The following is a 21,074-nucleotide window of genomic DNA, read 5'->3' as shown; positions in this document are numbered from 1 at the left end:
CACCCCCCACAGCGTGTCGAGGCTGCGCTGCGGGCTTTCCTGCGCCTCGAAAAAATGGAGACATCACCATGAGCATCGCGAAGAAAAGAAGAATGCCCATCCACCCGCTCGCCATGGCGGCGCTGCCCGCGGCGCTACTGCTCGGCTGCGGCGGCGGCTCGTCCGACACGGCGCTGCCGCAGCTGGCAACCGCGTCGCCGGGCAAGCTGGCCACCTGTGCCGAGCTGGCCAGCCGGTTCAGCCACCCGGGCACCCAGATCACCCAGGCCGAGCAGGTCGCGGCGGGCGTGCTCACCCGAGGCAACTCGGCCGTGGCCGCCCACTGCCTGGTGCGCGGCGAGATGAACGCCCGCACCAGCCCGCAGGACGACCGCCGCTACGCCGTGGGTTTTGAAATGCGCATGCCCCTCGACTGGAACGGGCGGTTCTTCTACCAAGCCAACGGCGGTTCGGACGGCGAGGTGCTCCCGGCCCTCGGCGGCGGCGGCCCCGCACCCACCACGGCGCTGCAGCAGGGCTTTGCGGTCATCAGCTCGGACGCCGGGCACAAGGGCGGACAGGACCTATTCTTTGGCATCGACGCGCAGGCTCGGCTCGACTATGGCTACCAGGCCGTGGCCAAGCTGACCCCCATGGCCAAGGACCTGATCGCAGCCGCCTACGGCCGGCGGCCCGACCGCTCGTACATCGGAGGCTGCTCCAACGGCGGGCGGCACACCTTCGTGGCCATGACGCGCATGCCCGGCGAATACGACGGCTACCTGGCGGGCGCACCTGGCTACCGGCTGCCGCTGGCAGCCATCGCCAACCAGTTCGGTGCCAAGCAGTACGCCAGCATCGCGACCAACCCGGCCGACCTGTCCACCGCGTTCACGGGTGCGGAGCGCGCCATGGTCTCGGCCAAGGTGCTGGACAAGTGCGACGCTCTGGATGGCGTGAAGGACGGCATCGTCCAGGACACCGCAGCCTGCCAGGCCAGCTTCGACTTCCAGCGCGATGTGCCCTCATGCTCCGGTGCGAGGGCCGGCAGCTGCCTGACGCCTGCCCAGAAGACGGCGATTGCGCCCATCTTCTCGGGCGCGGTGGACGGCAAGGGCAACAGGTTCTATGCAAGCTTCCCTTTCGACAGCGGCCACAACGCGGCAGACTCGTCGTTCTGGGAGTTCTTCGTCTCCACCAACATCGACCCGGCCATGACGGCGATGACCTGGGGCTCGCCACCGGTGTCGCCCACAGGCTTCAGCGGCGCGGCCTATGCGCTCAACACCCCCATCGACACCATGCTCGCATCGGTGGCGGCCACGAGTGGCGTGTACACCGAGTCGGGGCTCTCATTCATGCAGCCGGTGAACCCGACCCAGCTGTCGACGCTCAAGCAGCGCGGCGCCAAGGTCATGGTCTACCACGGCGTGAGCGACCCGATCTTCTCGGCCAACGACACTGCCAGCTGGTATGAAGGTGTGCGCACCAACAACAGCGGCGATGCATCGAACTTCGCACGCTACTACCCCGTGCCCGGCATGTCCCACTGCACCGTGGGCCCCGCCACCGACCAGTTCGACATGCTGACGCCGCTCGTGAACTGGGTCGAGAAGGGCCAGGCCCCCGACAGCGTGGTCGCGGGCGTGCGGACCGCCGGCAATGTGGCCGGCCCCAACCCGGATGTGCCCGCCAGCTGGTCTGCCCAGCGCACGCGCCCTGTGTGCGCCTACCCCAAGGTGGCGCGCTACAACGGCACGGGCGACATCGAACGCGCCAGCAGCTTCAGCTGCAAGTAGCCCTGCGCGCCGTGGGTGGCCGGCCTGCAGGTCGGCCCATTTGCGGCGCTGAGCGGCATTTCAGTTGCACGCGGCACGCGCCGCTGCCAGGATTGCGGCAGGCCAACGCCGCGATTTCACTTTTTGAGGAGACATCGCATGAACACCCGCAACCCTCTGCGCACCCGCCCCGCCGTCCTGGGTGCCGCCGCACTGGCCGCCCTGCTCGCAGGCTGCGGCACCGTTCCGCGCAGCGCCCTGCCCCAGCTGGCGGCCGCCACGCCCGCCACACTGAAAACCTGCGCCGACCTCGCGGGCAGCCTGGCACTGCCGGACACGCGCCTCACATCGTCGGAGCTCGTGGCGGCCGGGCCGATCACGCTGCAGAACGTGACGACCCAGGCACCCGCGCACTGCCTGGTTAAAGGCCGGATGAAAGAGCGCACCAGCTCCGTGGACGGTGCCACCTACGCCATCGGGTTCGAGATCCGCATGCCCGTGGCCTGGAACGGCCGCTTCCTGCACCAGGTCAACGGCGGGCTGGACGGCAGTGTGGTCACGGCGCTGGGTTCGGTCAGCGGCGCAGCGCCGGTGGCGCCGGCCTTGGTGCAGGGCTTCGCGGTGCTCAGTTCCGACGCAGGCCACGGTGCGCCCACGCCGTTCTTCGGGCTGGACCCACAGGCTCGACTGGACTACGGTTACCAGGCAGTCGGCACGCTCACACCCATGGCCAAGGACCTGATCCGCGGCGCCTACGGCAAGGCGCCCGACCGCTCCTACATCGCCGGCTGCTCCAACGGTGGGCGCCACGCCATGGTGGCCGCGTCGCGCTATGCCGACCAGTACGACGGCGTGCTGGCAGGCAACCCGGGCTTCAGCCTGCCCAAGGCCGCCACGGCGCAACTGTGGAAGGCGCAGCAATACGCCAGCGTGGCCACGCCAGGCGCCAACGGCCAGCCCGATCTGGCCAGCGCCATCTCACCCGCGGAGTTCAAGCTCATCGGCCGCAAGATCGTCGAGCGGTGCGATGCGCTCGATGGCGCGACAGACGGACAGGTGAACGATGTGAAAGCCTGCCAGGCCACCTTTCAGCTGCAGACCGATGTACCCAGCTGCACCGGCGCACGCGATGGCAGCTGCCTGTCGCCGGCGCAAAAGACCGTGCTGTCCCGCATTTTCGCGGGGCCGAAGAACAGCCAGGGCGAGGCGCTGTACACCGGCACCTGGTTCGACCCCGGCATCGCGGGCAGCAACTTTGCGTTCTGGCACTTCAACGCCCCGACCACACGCGACGCGGGGGCGGTGGCGTTCCTTTTCACCACGCCACCGGCCACGCTGGAGGCCTTCAAGGCCACCACGGGCCTGCAATACGCCATGGATTTCAGCATGGACAAGGACTACCCCAAAATGTTCGCCACCACGGCGCAGTACGCCGAGTCCCCCTGGTCGTACATGACGCCGCCCAACCCGGCGGACCTGGGCGCGCTCCGCAACCGCGGCGCCAAGATGATGGTCTTTCACGGCGTGGCCGATGGCGTGTTCTCGCCCGTGGACACGGCACACTGGATGGACCGCCTGCAGGCCCGCCATGGCGGCCAGGCCGATGCATTCGCCCGCCTTTTCCTGGTGCCGGGCATGAACCACTGCTCCGGCGGCCCCGCCACCGACCAGTTCGACATGCTGGCGCCCCTGGTGGCCTGGGTGGAGCAAGGCCAGGCGCCCGACAGCGTGACCGCCCGCGCCCGCGGTGCCGGCAGCAACCTGGTCAACGCCGAGTTGCCCTCCAGCTGGTCGGCCAACCGCACCCGGCCGCTGTGCGTGTACCCCAAGGTGGCGCGCTACAACGGCAGCGGCGACGTGGAGAGCGCGAGCAGCTTCAGCTGCAAGTAGCGGCCCGCCCTCGCCCCACCCACCCCACTTCGGCTGGAGGCCGGGACGGGTGGCTCGGCGTGGGCGTGAGGGCCCCGACCACCAGGTCGAGCACTGCAAGCACGGCACGTGCTCGGCGAGCGAGGGCTTCCCCTTCAGCTACCGCGTGTTGTGGCGGGAATCAAGCGGTGTGCAGCGCGAGGCGTCCACACTGCCTTCCAGCCACGCTGGAGAAGCGGTTCCAAATCCGAGATGGCGGCAGGGTCTGACACGCCGCCCTTCGGGAGCGTGCCTACACTGCGCCGATCCCATGCACCGGAGAACCACCATGGAAACGCAGGAACTGCACCGCGGCCGCCTCATCGACCACATCCAGCTGGTTGTGCGCGACCTGCCGGCCAGCCAGGCCTTCTACACCGCCGTGTTCGCAGTGCTCGACGTGCCGATGGGCGGCACGGGCGAAGGCTACTTCTGGGCCGACGAGCTTTTTGTCTCCACCGCCGACAGCGCGGCGGCCCAGGGCCACCTGACGGGCCGGCACCACCTGGCCTTCCAGGCAAAAGACCGGGCGATGGTCGAAGCGTTCTACCGCGCCGCACTCGCGCACGGCGGCAAGGACAATGGCGCGCCGGGCGAGCGCCCCTACCACCCCGGCTACTACGCCGCCTTTGTGCTGGACCCGGACGGCAACAACATCGAGGCCGTGTTCCACGGCGAGGCGCAGCGCAGCGCCGCGTCGGTCAAAGTGACGTTCTAGATCACAGCGGGGCTCAATCTCTGACCCAGCGTTGACAGAACCCCGCTGGGATCACCGCCCTCACGCCACAGGCTGCCCACCAGCCCCCGCCACACGCTGGCCCGGCGCGATGGTGGGCGGCGCCGCATTCAGCGTCTCGATCGCAAAGCCTGCCGCCTGCTTGTAGCGCGCCATGAAGGCCTCGCGCTCTTCGCGCGGCAGCACGTCGTCGATGTTGTCGAAGACGCCGCCGCAGCGCTCGTCCACCAGCCCCAGCAGGCCGAAGGGGCCCGACCCCCGATTGCGCAGCACCAGCGCGGAGATGTCCTGGCAGAGCTTGTCGTCGTAGGCGCGCAGGGCCTGGGGGCCCACGCCCTGCGCAAGCATCTGCGCGCCCAGCACTCGGGCGTCCACGATGGCCTGGCTCGCACCGTTGGAGCCCACGGGGTACATCACGTGCGCCGCATCGCCCAGCAGGGCCACACGGCCATCCACCCAGGTGGACACGGGGTCGCGGTCGATCATGGGGTATTCGAAGATGTCCGTCGCGCCGCGCAGCATCGCCGGCACATCCAGCCAGCTGTAGTTCCAGCCCTCGAAGTGGTGGATGAACTCCTCGAGCGCCACGCGCCGGTTCCAGTCGCCCTGCTGCCAGCCGCCCTGGTTGTCCACCGTGATCTCGGCGATCCAGTTGATGGTGGCCAGGCCGGTGACCGGGTCAGGCGGCGAGATCGGGTAGAACACCACGCGGTGGCGCAGCGAGCCCACACCCACAAAAGACGCGCCGGTGCGCACCGGCACCCCGGGCGTGGTACCGCGCCACATGATGGCGCCGCCCCACTGGATGGGCGGCTGCGCGGGGTGCATCTGCGCGCGCACGGCCGAGTGCAGGCCGTCGGCCGCGATCAGCAGCGCCCCCGGCACTTTCAGGCGTTCACCGCTGCGGGTCTCGACCAAGGCCGTGACGCCATCGGCATCCTGCCGGTAGCCCGTCACCCGCTGGCCCAGCCGCACGGCACCGTCGCCCAGGCGGTCTTTGACCGCGTTGAACAGCAGCATCTGCAGCTGCCCCCGGTGCACCGAGTACTGCGGCCAGCGGTAGCCGGCCTGCAGGCCGCGGGGCTCGGCGTAGATCTCGCTGCCGTTGCGGCCCACCAGCGCCCATTCGCGTGCCTGCAGGCCGATGGTGTCCAGCACCTCGTTGCCGAACCCCAGGTCGTGCAGCTCGCGCACGGCATTGGGCTGCAGGTTGATGCCGACGCCCAGCGGCTGCAGCTCGGGCACCGATTCGAACACGACGCAGGGCACGCCGATCTGGTGCAGTGTGAGGGCGGTGGCCATGCCGCCGATGCCGCCACCGGCAATGAGGACGGGGCGGGAAGAAGATGGGGGTGAAACATTACCGGACATAACGATATTGTCCCTGCAGAGAGTGCCCGGAAGGATTGCGTCATGGCCAGCGGACTCCGGCGGCGCGCAACTGGCGCACCCAGCCAAGGCTGCTGAACGCTACTGACATGCCGTTGTCAGTACCCCCCAAGCACCATCAGGGCTTCAACAACAACACGTGCCTGTCGGCACATAGATGGAGCCCTGTCATGAAGAACGCTATCGCCTGGTTTGAGATCCCCACCACCCAACTGGACCGCGCCCAGGCCTTTTACGAGGCCGTGCTCGGCCAAGCCATGCGCCGCGAAAACATGGGGCCGAGCGAAGGCGCCGTCTTTCCGTACGACAACGCTGCCGACGGCGTGGGCGGCGCGCTGATGCAAGGCCCCACGGCCCCGCGTGTGTCGGACGGCGGCACGCTGGTGTACCTGGACGCATCGCCATCGCTCGACGCCGCCCTGGAGCGCGCCGTGGCAGAGGGCGGCCGCGTGGCCGTACCGCGCACGGCCCTGCCGCCAGGCATGGGGTTCTTTGCGCAGATCCACGACCTGGACGGCAACCGCGTGGGCCTGCACGCCGCGGAATAGGCTCCCCCCTGAGCCGCCTGGCGGCGTCTTCCCCCCGGAGGGGGGACGCACCCGGTGGACCGGCGAAGCCGGATCCACGGGTGCGCTGGTAGGCGCTGCGCTCGCATCGCAGGCCAGAGGCGGCTCGAAAGCCCATGCGACCGCCGCAACGATAACAACACCACACACCAAAAAAGGAGCGCGCCATGCAGCACGCACTGTGGGCAGATGCGCCCGTGATCACCGGCATCGCACGGCCATCGCGGCAGGCCGCTGAGCCGAACACCGAAAAGCAGCTGCACTCGCCCCGCAACTGGATCGCCGTGGCCAGTGCCGAGCATGCGCGCCGGGGCTGCGCCGTGCCCGGCGCGGGCTACATGCAGGTGTGCCACGGCAAGGTGGCGCCACTGCAGCGCGTGCAGGCGGGTGACCGGGTGGCCTACTACGCCTCCGCGCTGACGATGGGCGGGTCGGACCGGGTGCAGGCGTTCGTCTCCATCGGCACGGTGCTGCCGGGCGCGGCGTACGCGTTCGACATGGGCAGCGGCTTTGTGCCCTACCGCAAGGATGTGGCCTATGTGCCGGACGCCCTCGAGGCACCCATTCGCCCGCTGCTGGCGCAACTGGAGTTTGTGGAAGACCTCCAGCGCTGGGGCGCGAAGTTTCGCTTCGGGCTGTTTGCCATCAGCGACCACGATATGCGCGTGATTGCACTGGCGATGGGGGCGTCGGAGCAATTGCTACATTTTTGATAGCTGCTAGCGCCCGGCCATGGAGCGGTAGCGGCATTTTTTATCAGGTTCCAACGCCATCTAGCGCGACAGTGGGTTGAGCGCATCCACCGCGGCCTTGGCGGTGGGCAGGTCGCCGCCGAACTCTGCCTGGTAGGCGCGGATGGCCTGCCGACGCGTGGCCGGGTCCGCTGCCAGCGATTGCCATGTTAGCGCAGCGGGGCTTTGCACGGCGGTCGGCGCGTTCACCTCCTGCGCAGGGGCAGATCGAAGTTCCCAGCGGGGCACCACTGAAAACCGCAGCGGCGCTGCCTGCGCATCCGGCAGCCGCTCCAGTTCCTGCGCCAGTTGCTGTGGCGAGATCAGCGCCCACACGTCGCGCGGCCGCGCACGCGGCCCGTCCTGCACTGATTGCTGCTGCGGCGCTTGCCCGGCCATCGCCTGCAGGCGTTCAGCGCTGTCGGCAAGCATCAGCGCAGATGTGCACGCGACATCAAGGCGGGTTTGGGTAACGGCTTCTTCCAGCGAGAACTCGTCCATCTGGTGGCTGAGGTCGGCCATGGACTGCAGCAGCATCGCGGCAGCAAAGTCGTCGAAGCTGGCGTGCAGCACCATCGCCTCGTCATCGTCGTGGGGCACCAGGGCGACCGGCGCCACTGTGTGGGGTAGTGCATTAACGCCCAGGGTCAGGCAATACGCGTCGCCCGCGCCGTTCTGGGCGAAGGGGAGAAACCTGCGACCACCCTGCGCGGCTGCGTGCAGCCATTCCTGCGCCGCGTCTGCGCGCTCTTGCGCATCCATCCACTCGAAATCCTCGCAGCTGATGAAGGCCGGCGGCTGCGTCAGGCACAGCGTGCGCCACTGCCCAGGCCAGTCGGGGCCGTAGAAAGTGGCGCCAGCGGCAACCAAGGCGCGCAACAGGGCGGGTACTTCGATGCCCACCTGGGTGGCCAAGTCATCGAGCGCGTCGGCATTGGCGAAGGCCGCATCAGCTGCGACAGCTGCGGCAGGGTGTGGTGGAGTCGTTGGCACAGTCATGCGGCATCGTAGCCTTGCCCGGCCGGCCTGCAGACGTGTGGACATGCAGGTGCATGCGCCACTGACGCTATCTTTTTAATAGCGCCTGGCGCTGATTCAGCAAGCGCCAGGCCATGCAAAGCCGTACATCAAGGATGCGCAGGCCCCGCCCGTACGCGCGCCAGCGCCTCAGGCACATCGCTCCACGCGGGCCGGCCCGGCGCGTAGCGCTGGCGCATGTAGTGCGCCAGCTCGGTGACCTGCGCATCGCTGAGTGCGTGGCCGAACGCGGGCATGAAGCCGATGTCGCGCGCGGCGGGTTCGCGGATGCCGTGCACGATGACCTGCAGCAGGTTGTCGGGCCGGTCGCTGTGCAGGTTGCTGTTGAGCGCGAGCGGAATGTTCACGCCCAGCAGCTTCGGGCCGTCGCCGTCGTGGTGGCAGGCGGCGCAGGCGCCGTTGAACAGGCGCTGCGCCTGGCCGGGCTGGGGTGCGAGTGCGGCGGCCTGGGCCACGGCGGCGGTGGCGCGGGTCTGGGCTGCATCCGTGTTCGCGGCGACGGCCACATGGGCTGCAGCTGATCCGCTGGCTGAGTTGGCTGCGGTGGCTTTGGTCGTTGCCGGCTCGGTCACCGGCTGGAAGGACGCGAGATAGCTCGCCATGGCGCGGATGTCGCCGTCCGGCAGGTGCGCCAACTCGCGCACCACGGGCGCCATCGGGCCCGAGGCGCTGCCGTGCTGCGCGCTGTGGCCGTGGCGCAGGTAGCTGTAGAGCGACTCGGCGCTCCACGGCACAGGGGCCTTGGACAAGGCGGTGAGCGCGGGCGCTTCCCACCCATCCACCATCGCGCCCGACAGGAAGGCGGCACCACCCATTTCTGCACCCATCGCATTGCGCGGCGTGTGGCAGGCGCCGCAGTGGCCCACGCCCTGCACCAGGTAAGCGCCGCGGTTCCACTCGGGCGGGCGCGTGGAGTCGGGCTTGAACGGCGTGGCGTCGTGGAACAGCGCGTTCCAGCCGGCCATGAGCGGGCGCACGCTGAACGGAAAGGCCAGGTCGGTCTTGGGCACCTCCGCGCGCACCGCAGGCTGCGCCATCAGGTAGGCGTACAGCGCGGTGAGGTCGTCGTCGCCCATCTTCGCGAACGCGGTGTACGGGAACGCGGGGTACAGATGCTTGCCGTCGCGCGAGATGCCTTCGCGCATGGCGCGCTGGAACGCGCTGAACGACCACTGGCCGATGCCGGTCTCGGCGTCGGGTGTGAGGTTGGTGGTGTAGACGGTGCCGAACGGCGTCTCCATGCCGCGCCCGCCGGTGTTGGGCGTGCCGCCGGGCGCCGTGTGGCAGACCACGCAGTCGCCTGCAGCGGCCAGCAGGCGGCCGCGTTCGATGGTGGCGGCGTTGTACACCGCGGCCCCGCCCGCGGTCTGCACCACGGGCGCGATGGACGGGCGCCAGCCCAGCAGTGCGGCGCCCAGGGCGATCCCGCCAGCCAGCAGTGCGCCGCCGCGCGCCCACAGGCTGCGCCGGCGCGGCCAGGTGGCGGTGGCGGGCACGGCAGGTGCCGGCAGCTCCAGCGTGGGCAGCACGTCGGCCGGCGGGGTGGGCGTGCCACCCTCGTCGCCGGGCCGCCCGCGGCCTGCGGCCTCGGCCGCCGCGGTGAGGGGGTTCAAGCCCGCACGCACGACCTCGGGCGTGAACGGGGGCGCCCGAAACCGCACGCCCGTGGCGTCGAAGATCGCGTTGGCAATGGCCGCCGTGCCGGGCACCGAGGACGACTCGCCCGAGCCCAGCGGCGCCTCGTCCTGCCGGGGCATGTGCATGACCTCGATGACGGGCACTTCGCGAAAGCTCAGGATGGGGTAGCTGCCCCATTCGCGGTTGTCCACGGCCTGCTTCACGGGCTCGAACGTCACCTGCTCCTTGAGCGCGCGGCTGGTGGTCTGCAGCACGTTGCCGTGCACCTGCTGCTCCACGCCCGCCGGGTTGACCATGAGGCCCGCGTCGTGCCCCACGACCACGCGGCGCACATGCACCTCGCCGGTCCGCTTGTTGACCTCGACATCGGCCACCCAGGCGGCCAAGGCCGCGCCGAAGCCGGGCCACTTGCTGTGGATGTAGCGGGCGTACGCAAAGCCCTGGCCCTGCACCCAGTCGCCATCGCTGCCACCGTCCAGCTCACGCTGCTGCGGGCCGGTGCGGCGAACCCAGCCGGCCTTCTCGGCCGTGGCCTGCACCAGCTCGGCCGCGCGCGGGTCGTTCAGCAGCTGCAGGCGAAAGGCCACCGGGTCCACGCCGGCGGCGGTGGCCAGTTCGTCCACATACGATTCGTGCGCAAAGGAGTTGGGCAGCGCGGACACGCCCCGCAGCCACGATGCGCGCACGATGGGCGGCATGTCGTTGACCGCCACGCGCAGGTTGTCGTACTGATAAGGCGGGCGTGCGGTGCGGTCGCCCATCTCGTAGGCCTGGGCCACGGGCTCGATGGTGCGGGTGAGCAGCAGGGCCAGCGTGGGCGCGCCGTTGGACGGGTAAGAGGTCTCGAAGTCGTACGCTGCCACCGAGCCATCGGCGTTGAGCCCGCCACGCACCTGCATGAGCTGCGCGGTGCCCTTGGGCTCCCACAAATGCTCCTGCTCGCGCGTGAGCTGCACCCGCACCGGGGCGCCCACGGCGCGCGACAACAGCGCGGCGTCGGCCGCCACATCGTCGGCACCGTTGCGGCCGTAGCAGCCTGCGGCCTCCATGCGGATGAGGTCGATGTCCACATCGCCCATGCCCATGAGGCGGGCCAGGTCGGCGCGCAGCACGTGCGGGTTCTGCGTGCCGGCCCACACGGTCATGCGCGGGCGACCGGTGCCATCCTGCGCCCGCCACTCGGCCACCGCGCACGACGGGCCGATGGACGCGTGCATCTGGTAGGGCCACACGTAGGTGCGCGGCATGGGCTGGTCGGCCGCGGCCAGGGCTGCGTCCACATCGCCTTCCTCCACCAGGCGGCGCTGTGTGGCCGGGTTGGCGCGGATGGCCTGGGCGATGGCCTCGGGGCTGTCCTGGCGCGGAAAGCCGGGCCAGTCCTTCCAGTGCACGCGCAGCTCGCGCAGGGCCTGCTCGGCCTGCTCCTCGCGCTCGGCGACGATGCCCACGAAGTCGCGGATCACCACCACCGCGCGGATGCCGGCGATGTGCGCGATGGACGCCTGGTCCACCGATGCCAGCGTGTTGCCGATGAAGTCGCCATGGTCGGCCCCCGCATACGGCGGGCGCACCACGCGGCCGTGCAGCATGCCGGGCACGCGCATGTCGTGCACAAAGACCAGCTCGCCGCTGACCTTGGCAGGGATGTCCACGCGCGGCACCGACTGGCCGACCACGCGGTAGTCGGCCGTGGGTTTGGTGGGTGTGGCGTCGGCCAGCTCCAGCACCGTGTGCTGGCCCGCCAGCAGGTCGCCGTAGCGCAACTGCTGCGCGGAGTCGGCCGCCAGCTGCACCACGCCGCCCGACACCTGCAGCGCGTCCGCCGGCACGTTCAGGCGCGCTGCAGCGCGGGCCACCAGCCAGTGGCGCGCCTGCGCTGCGGCAAGGCGCAGCGGCTTGGCGTGGATCTGGATGGAGGCGCTTGCGATGGTGGCGCCCTGGTTGGGCGCGCGCGTGGTGTCGCCCAGCACCATGTTCACCCGGGCCAGGTCCACGTCCAGCTCTTCGGCCACGATCTGCGCCAGCGCCGTGCGGATGCCGGTGCCCAGGTCCACATGGCCGTTGAGCGCGGTCACGCTGCCGTCGTCCCACACGGCGATCAGTATTTCGACGCCCTCGGCCGGGTTGCCGGCCACCAGCGCGGGCTGGCCCTTGACCGGCGGCGGCGCGGGCGGCGGGTTGCGCACCACCAGCAGCACGCCGTCGGCCGCGTGGAAGTCGGCGCGGGTCAGCGGCGTGTGGGCGCGCAGCGGCGCAGTGCTGGCGGGCGGCGTGCTCATGCCCTGGCCTCCTGCATCAACACCGCCGCGCGCTGCACGGCGCGGATGATCTCCACATGCGTGCCGCAGCGGCACAGGTTGGCCGACAGCTCGCGGCGGATGGCGGCCTCGTCGGGGTGGGGGTTTCGCTCCAGCAGCGCCACGGCCATCATGACCATGCCGTTCAGGCAGTAGCCGCACTGCGCGGCCTGCTCGTCGATGAAGGCCTGCTGCACCGGGTGGCGCCCCGCCGCAGTGCCGCAGCGCGCGGGCAGGCCCTCCAGCGTGGTCACCTCACGCCCTGCCACGCCCTGCGCCGGAATCACGCAGGCCCGCGCGGCCACGCCGTCCACCAGCACCGTGCACGCCCCGCACTGCCCCAGCCCGCAGCCGTACTTGGGGCCGTTGAGCGCCAGGTCGTTGCGCAGCACGTGCAGCAGCGTGGCGCTGCCGGACGTGGCCGCAGGCAGGGGGCAGGGCTGGCCGTTGACAACAGCGACTAACTGCATTTGCTGGATGGTTGTTTACTTCGGACGAAAGACACGGTTGCTGCGTCAGCGACGTACGACACTGACGCAGCCCAAGTCAGGGGCCGCCGCGGAAGGGCCGCCCCGCCCCGCTGGCGGCGTCCCCCTTCCCGCATTGCGCAGCAATGCGAGAGAAGGGGGAAGGCGCGAAGCGCCACAGGGGGTTGCACCATATCCTTAGCGCTTGAGCGCTCCGGTGCGCGTGTACATCTCCAGGTCCACGAAGTTCGAGCCGTTGTGGTTGGTGGGGCCGTACTGCAGCGGAAAGTCGCCGATCTTGGTCGTGCCCATGTCTTCCAGCGCCTTGATGAAACCGTCGCGCGTGAGGTTGCGGCCCGCGCGCTTGAGGCCTTCCACGAACACGCGCGCGGCGATGTAACCCTCCAGCATGGTGTAGCTGTCGATCTTCTCGCCCGCGTCGGTGCGGTCCTTGCGGTAGTCCACCACGATGGGCATGCGGCTGGCCTGTGGCGACGGCACGATGCTCGCCGTGACCAGGCCTTCGATGCCGCCGTTCAGGCGCTGCGCCGAGCCCGGCGCATCGGTGATGCCCACCGAGATGGTGTACAGCGGCGACGCGGCGCCCGCCGCGCGGTAGTCGCGCAGGAAGACCTCCACCATCTTGCCGGCCATGATCATCACCACCGCGCCGGGCTGGGCCTTGGTGAGCGTGGCGACCTGCGCCTTGGCGTCGGTGGCGGCGATCTCCATGGGCACGGACTCGACCACCTTGACCTTCAGGCCCTGCGCGATCTGCAGGCAGGTGTCGAGGTTGGACTTGCCGAACGCGCTGTTCTGGTAGATGACCGCGATGTTGGTGATGCCCAGCGTGGCCAGGTGGCCCACGATCTTGCGCAGCTCGGTCTCGTAGCTGGCGCGCACGTGGAACAAATAGCGGTTGTGCGTTGTGCGAAACGACGTGGTGCCCACCAGCGGCGCGAACATGGGCACGCCCGCCTTTTCGGCCAGCGGCATGGCGGCGATGAGGTTGCCCGTGGCCACGTAGCCGATCAGCGCGAAGACCTTGTCCTCGTCGATCAGCTTGGCGGTGTTCTCGGCCGTCTTCTTGGGGTCGTAGGCGTCGTCGTGCGACACCAGCTCGAGCGTGCGGCCCTGCACGCCGCCGCTTTTGTTGACTTTGTCGAAGACCAGCGCGATGCCGGCCTTGTAGTCCACCCCGAAATCCTTGGCAGGCCCGGTGAACACGGCCGACTGCCCCACCTTGATGCGGGAGTCCGTCACTCCGGTCTCGGCGGCGGCCGGCCCCGCCCCTGCCAGAGCGGCGGCGCCCAGGCTTGCGAGCACCACCCGGCGGTCGATGCGCCCTTCCTCCATCCCACGAAACTTCATGAAACGCTCCTTACATCAAAGGCGCAATCTTCCCTTTAATCAGAGGGGCTTTGCAACACTTTCTGCGGTGTGTTGTGAATCCGTCTAACCGGGTGCCGTGTGCTCCGGTGGGACGGCCTTACGCGACCTCGATATCGCTGGACTGAATGCGCTTGACGCCTTTCGCTGCCATGTTTTTCCAGGCGGCTGCGAGCGAGCCGTTGAGGTCGATGGCGCGGCAGGCGTCCTCGACCACATAGGTCTCAAAGCCCAGGCGCCTGGCGTCGAGCGCCGTCCAGGCCACGCAGAAGTCGGTGGCCAGACCGGTGACGAACACCGCCCGGATGCCGCGCTGCTTGAGGTACCCCGCCAGGCCCGTGGACGTCTTGCGGTCCGCTTCTTCGAATGCCGAGTAGCTGTCCACATGCTGGTGGAAGCCCTTGCGCAAGATCACCTGCGCCTGCGGGACCTTGAGGTCCTTGTGCAGCGCTGCGTCGTCGGTGCCCTGCACGCAGTGGTCGGGCCACAGCACCTGCGGGCCGTAGCTGAGCTTGGCGGTTTCAAACGGCTTCTTGCCCGCATGGCTGCTGGCAAACGACGCGTGGCCCTGCGTGTGCCAGTCCTGCGTGACCACCACGTTCTCGAAGGCGGTGGCGATGCGGTTGATGACCGGCACCACCTCGTCGCCCTGGGCCACCGGCAAGGTGCCACCCGGCACGAAGCAGTTCTGCACATCCACCACGATGAGCGCTGCGCGCTCGCCGGGTTTGATCTTGCCCGCCGCCCACGCGGTGGGAAGGCAGACTCCGGCCACGGTGAACGCGGCCGATTGGAGAAGAAGGCGACGACGCAGTGCAGTTGGCATGGTGATCACTCCGGTTGGGAACGCACTGACACATCGGCGGCGGCCCGGTGGGGCCACCGCCGGGGATTCGCTTCACACGCTGAGGTAGGCCCTGCGCACCTCTTCGTTGGCCGCCAGTTCGGCCATCGTGGCCTGGTAGCGGATCTGGCCCTTCTCCAGCACATAGGCGCGGTCGGAGACCAGCTCGGCAAAATGCATGTTCTGCTCGGACAGCAGGATGCTCACGCCCTGCTCCTTGAGCTCCAGGATCATCTGCGCCATCTGCTCCACGATCACAGGCGCCACGCCTTCGGAAGGCTCATCGAGCAGCACCAGGTACGGGTTGCCCATGAGCGTGCGGGCCACGGTCAGCATCTGCTGCTCGCCACCGCTCATGCGGCCGCCGGGGCGCTGGGGCATCTCGCCCAGGTTGGGGAAGAGCTTGAACAGGCGCTCGGGCGTCCACACCGGCGCGGCCGTGCCGTCGGGCCAGTGGCGCGCGGGCTGGCGGCCTACCTCCAGGTTCTCCATCACCGTGAGGTCGGTGAACACGCGCCGGTCTTCGGGCACGAAGCCCAGGCCCAGGCGGGCCGCGTCGTGCGGGTCGCTCTTGGACAGGTCCTTGCCCATGAACTGGATGCTGCCTTTGCGCTTGGCGAGCATGCCCATCAGCGTCTTGAGCGTGGTGGACTTGCCCGCGCCGTTGCGGCCCATCAGCGCCACGACCTCGCCGCGGCGCACTTCCAGGTCGACGTCGTACAGGATCTGCGCGGCGCCGTACCAGGCCTGCAGGCCCTGGGCCTTGAGGAGAACTTCGTTCGTTGCGCTGCTCGTCATGGTCATGGTCATGGTCATGCCGTCTCCGCAGACGGGGCCGCTGCGGCCGCTGCTGCTGTTTTCTTCTCGAAGGTCTTGCCGGTGCCGAAGTAGACCTCCTGCACCTTGGGGTGGTCGCGCAGCTCCAGGGGCTTGCCCTCGGCGATGAGGCGCCCGCGCGCCAGCACGATCATGCGGTCGGCGTACGCGAACACCACGTCCATGCTGTGCTCGGTGAACAGCACGGCCATGCCGCGGTCGATCACGAGCTGCTTGGTCAGCGCCATCAGTTCGTTGCGCTCCTTGGGCGCCATGCCGGCGGTGGGCTCGTCCATGAGCAACAGCTTCGGGCTGTTGGCCATGGCGATGGCCAGCTCCACGCGCTTGACGTCGCCATAGGCCAGCACGCTGCAGGGGCGGTCGGCCTGGGACTTCATGCCCACCTGGTCGAGCAGCGCCAGCGCCTCGTCGCGCTTGTGGTCCGCGGCCTTGCGCCACATCGAGAACAGGCGGCTGTCGCTGGAGATCAGCGCCATCTGCACGTTCTCCACCACGGTGAGCGAGGCGAAGGTCTCGGCGATCTGGAAGGTGCGGCCCACGCCCATGCGCCAGATGTCGCGGGGCTTTCGGCCCACCAGCTCCTGGCCGTCGAGCTGGATGGAGCCCACGTCGGCCGGCAGCTGGCCGTTGACCATGTTGAAGGTGGTGGACTTGCCGGCGCCGTTGGGGCCGATGAGCGCCAGCAGCTCGCCCGCGGCCAGCTCGAAGTGGATGCCATCCACCGCCTTGACGCCGCCGAACGACTTGCCCAGGCCCGTGACTTTGAGCAGGCTCATGCCTGGCCCTCCTTCATGTTCTTGGCTTCGCGCCGGTTGTCGAAGACCTGCTTGATGGCGCCTGCAATGCCCTGCGGGAAGAGCAGCACCAGGATGAGGATGATGGCGCCCAGCATGGCGCGCCAGTAGTCGGTGTTGCGCGCCACGGTGTCGTGCAGCCAGGTGAAGGTGACCGCGCCCACCACGGGGCCGGCCAGGGTCTGGATGCCGCCGAGCAGCACCATCACCAGGCCGTCGACCGAGCGGCCCACGTGCAGCGTCTCGGGAGAGATACTGCCCTTGGAGAACGCGAACAGCGCGCCGCCCAGGCCCGCGAACAGCCCGGCGATGACGAAGGCCGTCCACTGCATGCGCTTGACGTCGATGCCGATGGCATCCGCGCGCAGCACCGAGTCGCGCCCCGCCCGCAGCGCGTAGCCGAAGGGCGAGTACAGGATGCGCCGCAGCAGCAGCACGCCGCCCACGACCAGCGCGAGCGTGAGGTAGTAGTAGTTGCGCTTGTCCGACAGCCAGGCCGCGGGCCACACGCCGGTAAGGCCATTGCTGCCGCCGGTGAAACCGTCCCACTGGTAGCAGATGGCCCAGGTGATCTGCGCGAAGGCCAGCGTGAGCATGGCCAGGTACACGCCCGACAACCGCACGCAGAACCAGCCGTACAGAAGCGCACCGGCGGCCGCCGCGAGCGGCGCCACCACCAGGGCCAGCTCCATCGGAATGCCGGCCGAGCGCACCAGCAGCGCTGCCGCGTAGGCCCCCAGGCCAAAGTACGCCGCATGGCCGAACGAATGCATGCCCGCCGGCCCCATGATGAAGTGCAGGCTGGCCGCGAACAGCGCGGCGATCAACAGGTCGATGAACAGCACGGTGAGGTAGGGCGAGCCGGCCGTGAGCATCGGCAACAGCACCAACACGGCCAGCAGCGCCATGCCGCCGATCTTGAACCAGCGGTCCGGCGCACGCAGCGGTGCCTCGGGCAGGCCGGTATTGCGGCTGGCGGCCTGCGGGCGGCCCATGAGGCCCCAGGGGCGCACCACCAGCACCACGGCCATCACGAGGAATTCGACCACCAGCGTGAGCTTGGAGAACGAGACGCTGTAGCCGAAGATTTCGACCACACCGAGCCAGATACACACGGCCTTGATTTCTGCAATGAGCAGCGCCGCGACATACGCCCCCGGAATGGAGCCCATGCCGCCCACCACCACCACCACGAAGGCGGCGCCGATGGTGTTGAGGTCCATCTCCAGCGTGGCCGGCTCGCGCGGCAGCTGCAGTGCGCCGCCCAGGCCCGCCAGCAGCGCGCCCAGCGCGAAAACCGCCGTGAACAGCCAGGCCTGGTTCACGCCCAGCGCGCTGACCATCTCGCGGTCCTGCGTGGCAGCGCGCACCAGCGTGCCCCACCGGGTGCGGGTGAGCAGCAGCCACAACAGGCCCAGCACCACCGGGCCCACGACGATGAGGAACAGGTCGTACGACGGGAACTGGCGGCCCAGGATGTCCACCGACCCCGACAGGCCCGGCGCGCGCGGGCCGAGCAGTTCTTCAGGGCCCCAGATCCACAGCGCCGCATCCTTGATGACCAGCACCAGCGCGAAAGTGGCCAGGAGCTGGAAGAGCTCGGGCGCCTTGTAGATGCGGCGCAGCAGCACCACCTCGACCACCGCGCCGAGCGCGCCCACCACCACGGCAGACAGCAGCAGCGCAGGCCAGAACGCGAGGCCCGTGCCCAGCTTGGCCACCATGGAATAGGCCACGTAGATGCCCACCATGAAGAACGAGCCGTGCGCAAAGTTCACGATGCGCGTGACGCCGAAGATCAGCGAGAGCCCGGCGCCCACGAGGAACAGCGAGGACGCGCCCGCCAATCCGTTGAGCAGCTGAACGATAAAACTCGAAAAACTCATTCCAGATCCTTCGGGGTCACGGCAAAGTTCATCCCTGCAGGTCGGTGCCTGCGGTGTGGGTGAGGCAAACGCGCAGCGCCATCCCAAGCCGTTCGGGCTGAGCTTGTCGAAGCCCTTCGCAGCGCTTCGACAAGCTCAGCGTGAACGGTGGTGCAGCTTTTTACAGATCACACTGGCAGGGAGATGGCGATCGCAGGCGCCCGCGCGGGGCCGCCTGTTGAACGCGCACTCAGTCTGCCGCGCGCAGCTTCTTGACTTCTTCGTTGGTCGGCTGCACCTTGGCGCCGTCCACATAGCGGTAATCCACCATCACGCCCTTGCCGCCTTCGTTCTTGGTGCGGCCCACGTAGCTGCCCATCGTGGACTGGTTGTCTTCGGCGCGGTAGGTGGCGCGACCGAACGGTGTGGTCACCTGCAGGCCCTTGAACGCGACGATGAGTTTTTCGGTGTCGGTCGACCCGGCCTTCTTGATGCCTTCAGCCAGCGACTTGATCGCGCTGTAGCCCACGACGGAGCCCAGGCGCGGGTAGTCGTTGAACTTGCCCTGGTAGGCCGTCATGAAGGCCTTGTGCTCAGGGGTCTGGATGCCGTACCAGGGGTAGCCGGTGACGATCCAGCCGTTGGGGGCCTCGTCCTTGAGCGGGTCCATGTACTCGGGCTCGCCGGTCAGCAGGCTGACCACTTCGCGGTCCTTGAACAGGCCACGGGTGTTGCCTTCGCGCACGAACTTGGACAGGTCGGCACCGAACAGCACGTTGAAGATGGCATCGGGCTTGGCGTCGGCCAGGGCCTGCACCACGCTGCCCGAATCGACCTTGCCCAGCGGCGGCGCTTGCTCGACGACGAACTCGACATCAGGCTGCGCGGCCTTGAGCAGTTGCTTGAACGTGGCCACGGCCGACTGGCCGTACTCGTAGTTGGGGTACACCAGCGCCCAGCGCTTTTTCTTGAGCGCCACCGCGTCGGGCACCATCATGGCGACCTGCATGTAAGTGGACGCACGCAGGCGGTAGGTGTAGCGGTTGCCGTTTTGCCAGACGATCTTGTCGGTCAGCGGCTCGCTGGCCAGGAAGAAGAATTTCTTTTGCTTGGCGAAGTCGGTCAGCGCCAGGCCGATGTGCGACAGGAATGAGCCGGTGAGCACATCCACCTTCTCGCGCGAGACCAGCTCTTCGGCCACGCGCACGGCATCGCCCGGGTTGGCGTTGTCGTCGCGGATCACCAACTGCACCTTCTTGCCCAGCAGGCCGCCCGATGCGTTGATCTCGTCCACCGCCAGCTCCATGCCCTTCTTGTAGGGCTCCAGGAAAGCGGGCTGCGCCTTGTAGCTGTTGATCTCACCAATCTTGATGACATCCTGTGCGTGCACAGGGGCCAGCGTGATGGCCAGCGCGGCTGCGGCCGTGGCACGCATGAGGTTTTGTCGCATCGTCATGGGAACACTCCTGGAAAAGGTAGGGTGGGTGTGGGAGATGGTCGGGAACGGGGGAGATGGTAGTGCGGTACGGCGCATTCAGCGCAGGCCGTCCACGCCCTGGATGTCGGAGACCTGCAGGCCGCCGATGCGGGGCAGCGGCCGGCCACTGTCGGTGACGACGATGGCGACCACGATCTCGTTGGCGCGGGGCGCATCGGCCACGCGGGCCTCCATGGCGTCGAAGTGGCTGCGCACGTAGGCGGCATCCTTGTGGCCCAGGGGCACATCGATGGCGGTGCCCAGGCCGCCGATCTTCTTGCTGGACGGCACGAGGGCGGCCCCCTTTTCGACCGCCACGCGCAGCGGCGCGCCGAGCTTGGGGTGGAGGATGGCTGCGGCGTGTTCCAGCTCGCCGGCCTCGCCCACGATGGCGGCCTTGCCGTAGCTGTGCGCCTGGCCGGGCTCGATGCCCAGGGCCAACACGCAGCGCTGGCCGAGCAGCGCGCCCAACTCTTCGCCGATGGCCGTGAGCTCATCGAGGTTCTCGGCGTAGCGGCCGGCGAACGGGTTCTCGATGACGGCCATGGCCAGGGCCTTGCGCACGGGCGGCTGCACGTCGCGCCCCATCTCCACACGCACTTCGTCGGTCTGCACGATGATTTTCCGGATCTTGGCGGGCATGTCTTGTACTCCTGGGTTCTTGTACTGTTGCGGTCGTGTTGTGGTGCGGGACCCTAGCGCAGGCCGTTCCACTGGCTGATGTCCTGCGCCTTGAGACCGCCCACGCGGGCGTGCACGCGCGGGCCGGTGGTCATGGCCAGGATGAAGACGATCTCGTCGGCCAGCGGCGCGCCGGGCACGCGCACCTCCATGGCATCGAAGTGGCTGCGCACGTAGCTGGCGTTGATGTGCGTGAGCGGCACGTCGAGCGCAGCACCCGGGCCGCCCACCTTCTTGGTGGAAGGCACGATGGACAGCGCGTTGGCGGGCTGCCCCGTCTTCTCTTCGGCCTGGCCCTTGGCGTAGGCGTTGCGGTCGCCTTTCCAGCCCAGCAGTTCGCGCATGGCGTAGCCGCCCGGCACATGCCACAGCGCGCCGTGCTCCAGTTCGCCGGCCGCGCCCACGATGGAGCCCTTGCCGTAGGTCTCGATGCGCTCGGCGGGCACGCCCATGGCCTTGAGCAGGCGCTGCGCCATGTCCAGGCCCACGTCCTGCAGCGCCTCCATCATGGGCAGGATGTCGGCCTCGTAGCGGCCGGCGTAGGGGTTGGTCAGCACCGCGCCGATGGCACCCCGCAGCAGCGGCACATCGGCCACGGGACCGAACTCGTGCCGGATGTCCTCGAGGTGGGTGAAAACGCGTCGTATCTGGATCATGGGA

Annotated in this window: 17 protein-coding genes; 5 read left to right on the top strand and 12 right to left on the bottom strand. The window is 68.8% G+C overall.

Going from position 1 to position 21,074, the window contains the following annotated elements:
- Positions 1–68 precede the first annotated feature (68 nt).
- The 3 genes from ASF16_RS04345 to ASF16_RS04335 all read left to right on the top strand — a co-directional run bounded on the left by ASF16_RS04345 (position 69) and on the right by ASF16_RS04335 (position 4,383).
- On the top strand, positions 69–1,778 hold the full coding sequence (locus tag ASF16_RS04345; RefSeq protein ID WP_056163252.1) for a tannase/feruloyl esterase family alpha/beta hydrolase: 1,710 nt from the start codon (positions 69–71) through the stop codon (positions 1,776–1,778).
- A gap of 138 nt (positions 1,779–1,916) precedes the next feature.
- Positions 1,917–3,647 carry a tannase/feruloyl esterase family alpha/beta hydrolase gene (locus ASF16_RS04340; protein WP_056163251.1) on the top strand — a complete coding sequence of 577 codons (1,731 nt, stop codon included), beginning with the start codon at positions 1,917–1,919 and terminating at the stop codon, positions 3,645–3,647.
- A gap of 307 nt (positions 3,648–3,954) precedes the next feature.
- The gene (locus tag ASF16_RS04335) at positions 3,955–4,383 is read left to right on the top strand and encodes a VOC family protein (protein WP_056163248.1); all 429 of its coding nucleotides are present in this window, start codon (positions 3,955–3,957) and stop codon (positions 4,381–4,383) included.
- Positions 4,384–4,443: 60 nt separating this feature from the next.
- On the opposite strand, the gene ASF16_RS04330 is transcribed toward ASF16_RS04335, so the two are convergent.
- Positions 4,444–5,772, bottom strand: coding sequence for a flavin-dependent oxidoreductase (locus tag ASF16_RS04330; protein ID WP_056163245.1), 1,329 nt, complete (start codon positions 5,770–5,772; stop codon positions 4,444–4,446).
- A 188-nt stretch (positions 5,773–5,960) separates the two neighbouring features.
- Between ASF16_RS04330 and ASF16_RS04325 the strand changes: the two genes are divergently transcribed.
- Positions 5,961–6,338: a VOC family protein gene (locus tag ASF16_RS04325; RefSeq protein WP_056163242.1), complete on the top strand. Its 378-nt coding sequence runs from the start codon at positions 5,961–5,963 to the stop codon at positions 6,336–6,338.
- 185 nt (positions 6,339–6,523) lie between these two features.
- A complete protein-coding gene (locus ASF16_RS04320; protein ID WP_082516739.1) occupies positions 6,524–7,069 on the top strand; it encodes an EVE domain-containing protein in 546 nt (181 codons plus the stop codon).
- A gap of 60 nt (positions 7,070–7,129) precedes the next feature.
- Here the strand turns inward: ASF16_RS04320 and ASF16_RS04315 are convergent, their stop codons facing one another.
- From ASF16_RS04315 to ASF16_RS04265, 11 genes are all read right to left on the bottom strand, one after another.
- The gene (locus tag ASF16_RS04315) at positions 7,130–8,086 is read right to left on the bottom strand and encodes an SMI1/KNR4 family protein (protein ID WP_235507256.1); all 957 of its coding nucleotides are present in this window, start codon (positions 8,084–8,086) and stop codon (positions 7,130–7,132) included.
- Positions 8,087–8,214: 128 nt separating this feature from the next.
- Positions 8,215–12,042 (bottom strand): molybdopterin cofactor-binding domain-containing protein, encoded by a 3,828-nt coding sequence (locus ASF16_RS04310; protein ID WP_056163237.1) that lies wholly within the window; start codon positions 12,040–12,042, stop codon positions 8,215–8,217.
- Complete coding sequence (locus ASF16_RS04305; protein WP_056163234.1) at positions 12,039–12,530, bottom strand: (2Fe-2S)-binding protein; 492 nt, start codon at positions 12,528–12,530, stop codon at positions 12,039–12,041. The genes ASF16_RS04310 and ASF16_RS04305 overlap by 4 nt, the downstream gene beginning before the upstream one ends.
- 195 nt (positions 12,531–12,725) lie before the next feature.
- Entirely contained in the window at positions 12,726–13,898 is a 1,173-nt protein-coding gene (locus ASF16_RS04300; RefSeq protein ID WP_200926864.1) for an ABC transporter substrate-binding protein, read from the bottom strand.
- A 118-nt stretch (positions 13,899–14,016) separates the two neighbouring features.
- Entirely contained in the window at positions 14,017–14,742 is a 726-nt protein-coding gene (pncA, locus tag ASF16_RS04295) for a bifunctional nicotinamidase/pyrazinamidase (protein ID WP_200926863.1), read from the bottom strand.
- 72 nt (positions 14,743–14,814) lie between these two features.
- Complete coding sequence (locus ASF16_RS04290; protein ID WP_369817110.1) at positions 14,815–15,570, bottom strand: ABC transporter ATP-binding protein; 756 nt, start codon at positions 15,568–15,570, stop codon at positions 14,815–14,817.
- A 2-nt stretch (positions 15,571–15,572) separates the two neighbouring features.
- The gene (locus ASF16_RS04285) at positions 15,573–16,373 is read right to left on the bottom strand and encodes an ABC transporter ATP-binding protein (protein ID WP_056163231.1); all 801 of its coding nucleotides are present in this window, start codon (positions 16,371–16,373) and stop codon (positions 15,573–15,575) included.
- Positions 16,370–18,277: an ABC transporter permease gene (locus tag ASF16_RS04280; RefSeq protein ID WP_056163228.1), complete on the bottom strand. Its 1,908-nt coding sequence runs from the start codon at positions 18,275–18,277 to the stop codon at positions 16,370–16,372. The genes ASF16_RS04285 and ASF16_RS04280 overlap by 4 nt, the downstream gene beginning before the upstream one ends.
- A 229-nt stretch (positions 18,278–18,506) precedes the next feature.
- The gene (locus ASF16_RS04275) at positions 18,507–19,712 is read right to left on the bottom strand and encodes an ABC transporter substrate-binding protein (RefSeq protein ID WP_056163224.1); all 1,206 of its coding nucleotides are present in this window, start codon (positions 19,710–19,712) and stop codon (positions 18,507–18,509) included.
- 78 nt (positions 19,713–19,790) lie between these two features.
- The gene (locus tag ASF16_RS04270; protein WP_056163222.1) at positions 19,791–20,375 is read right to left on the bottom strand and encodes an amino acid synthesis family protein; all 585 of its coding nucleotides are present in this window, start codon (positions 20,373–20,375) and stop codon (positions 19,791–19,793) included.
- 53 nt (positions 20,376–20,428) lie between these two features.
- On the bottom strand, positions 20,429–21,070 hold the full coding sequence (locus ASF16_RS04265; protein WP_056163220.1) for an amino acid synthesis family protein: 642 nt from the start codon (positions 21,068–21,070) through the stop codon (positions 20,429–20,431).
- Positions 21,071–21,074 lie beyond the last annotated feature (4 nt).

The sequence above is a fragment of the Acidovorax sp. Leaf78 genome (assembly GCF_001422735.1).
Taxonomy (GTDB): Bacteria; Pseudomonadota; Gammaproteobacteria; order Burkholderiales; family Burkholderiaceae_C; genus Acidovorax.
This window is presented reverse-complemented; position numbering and strand designations above follow the sequence as displayed.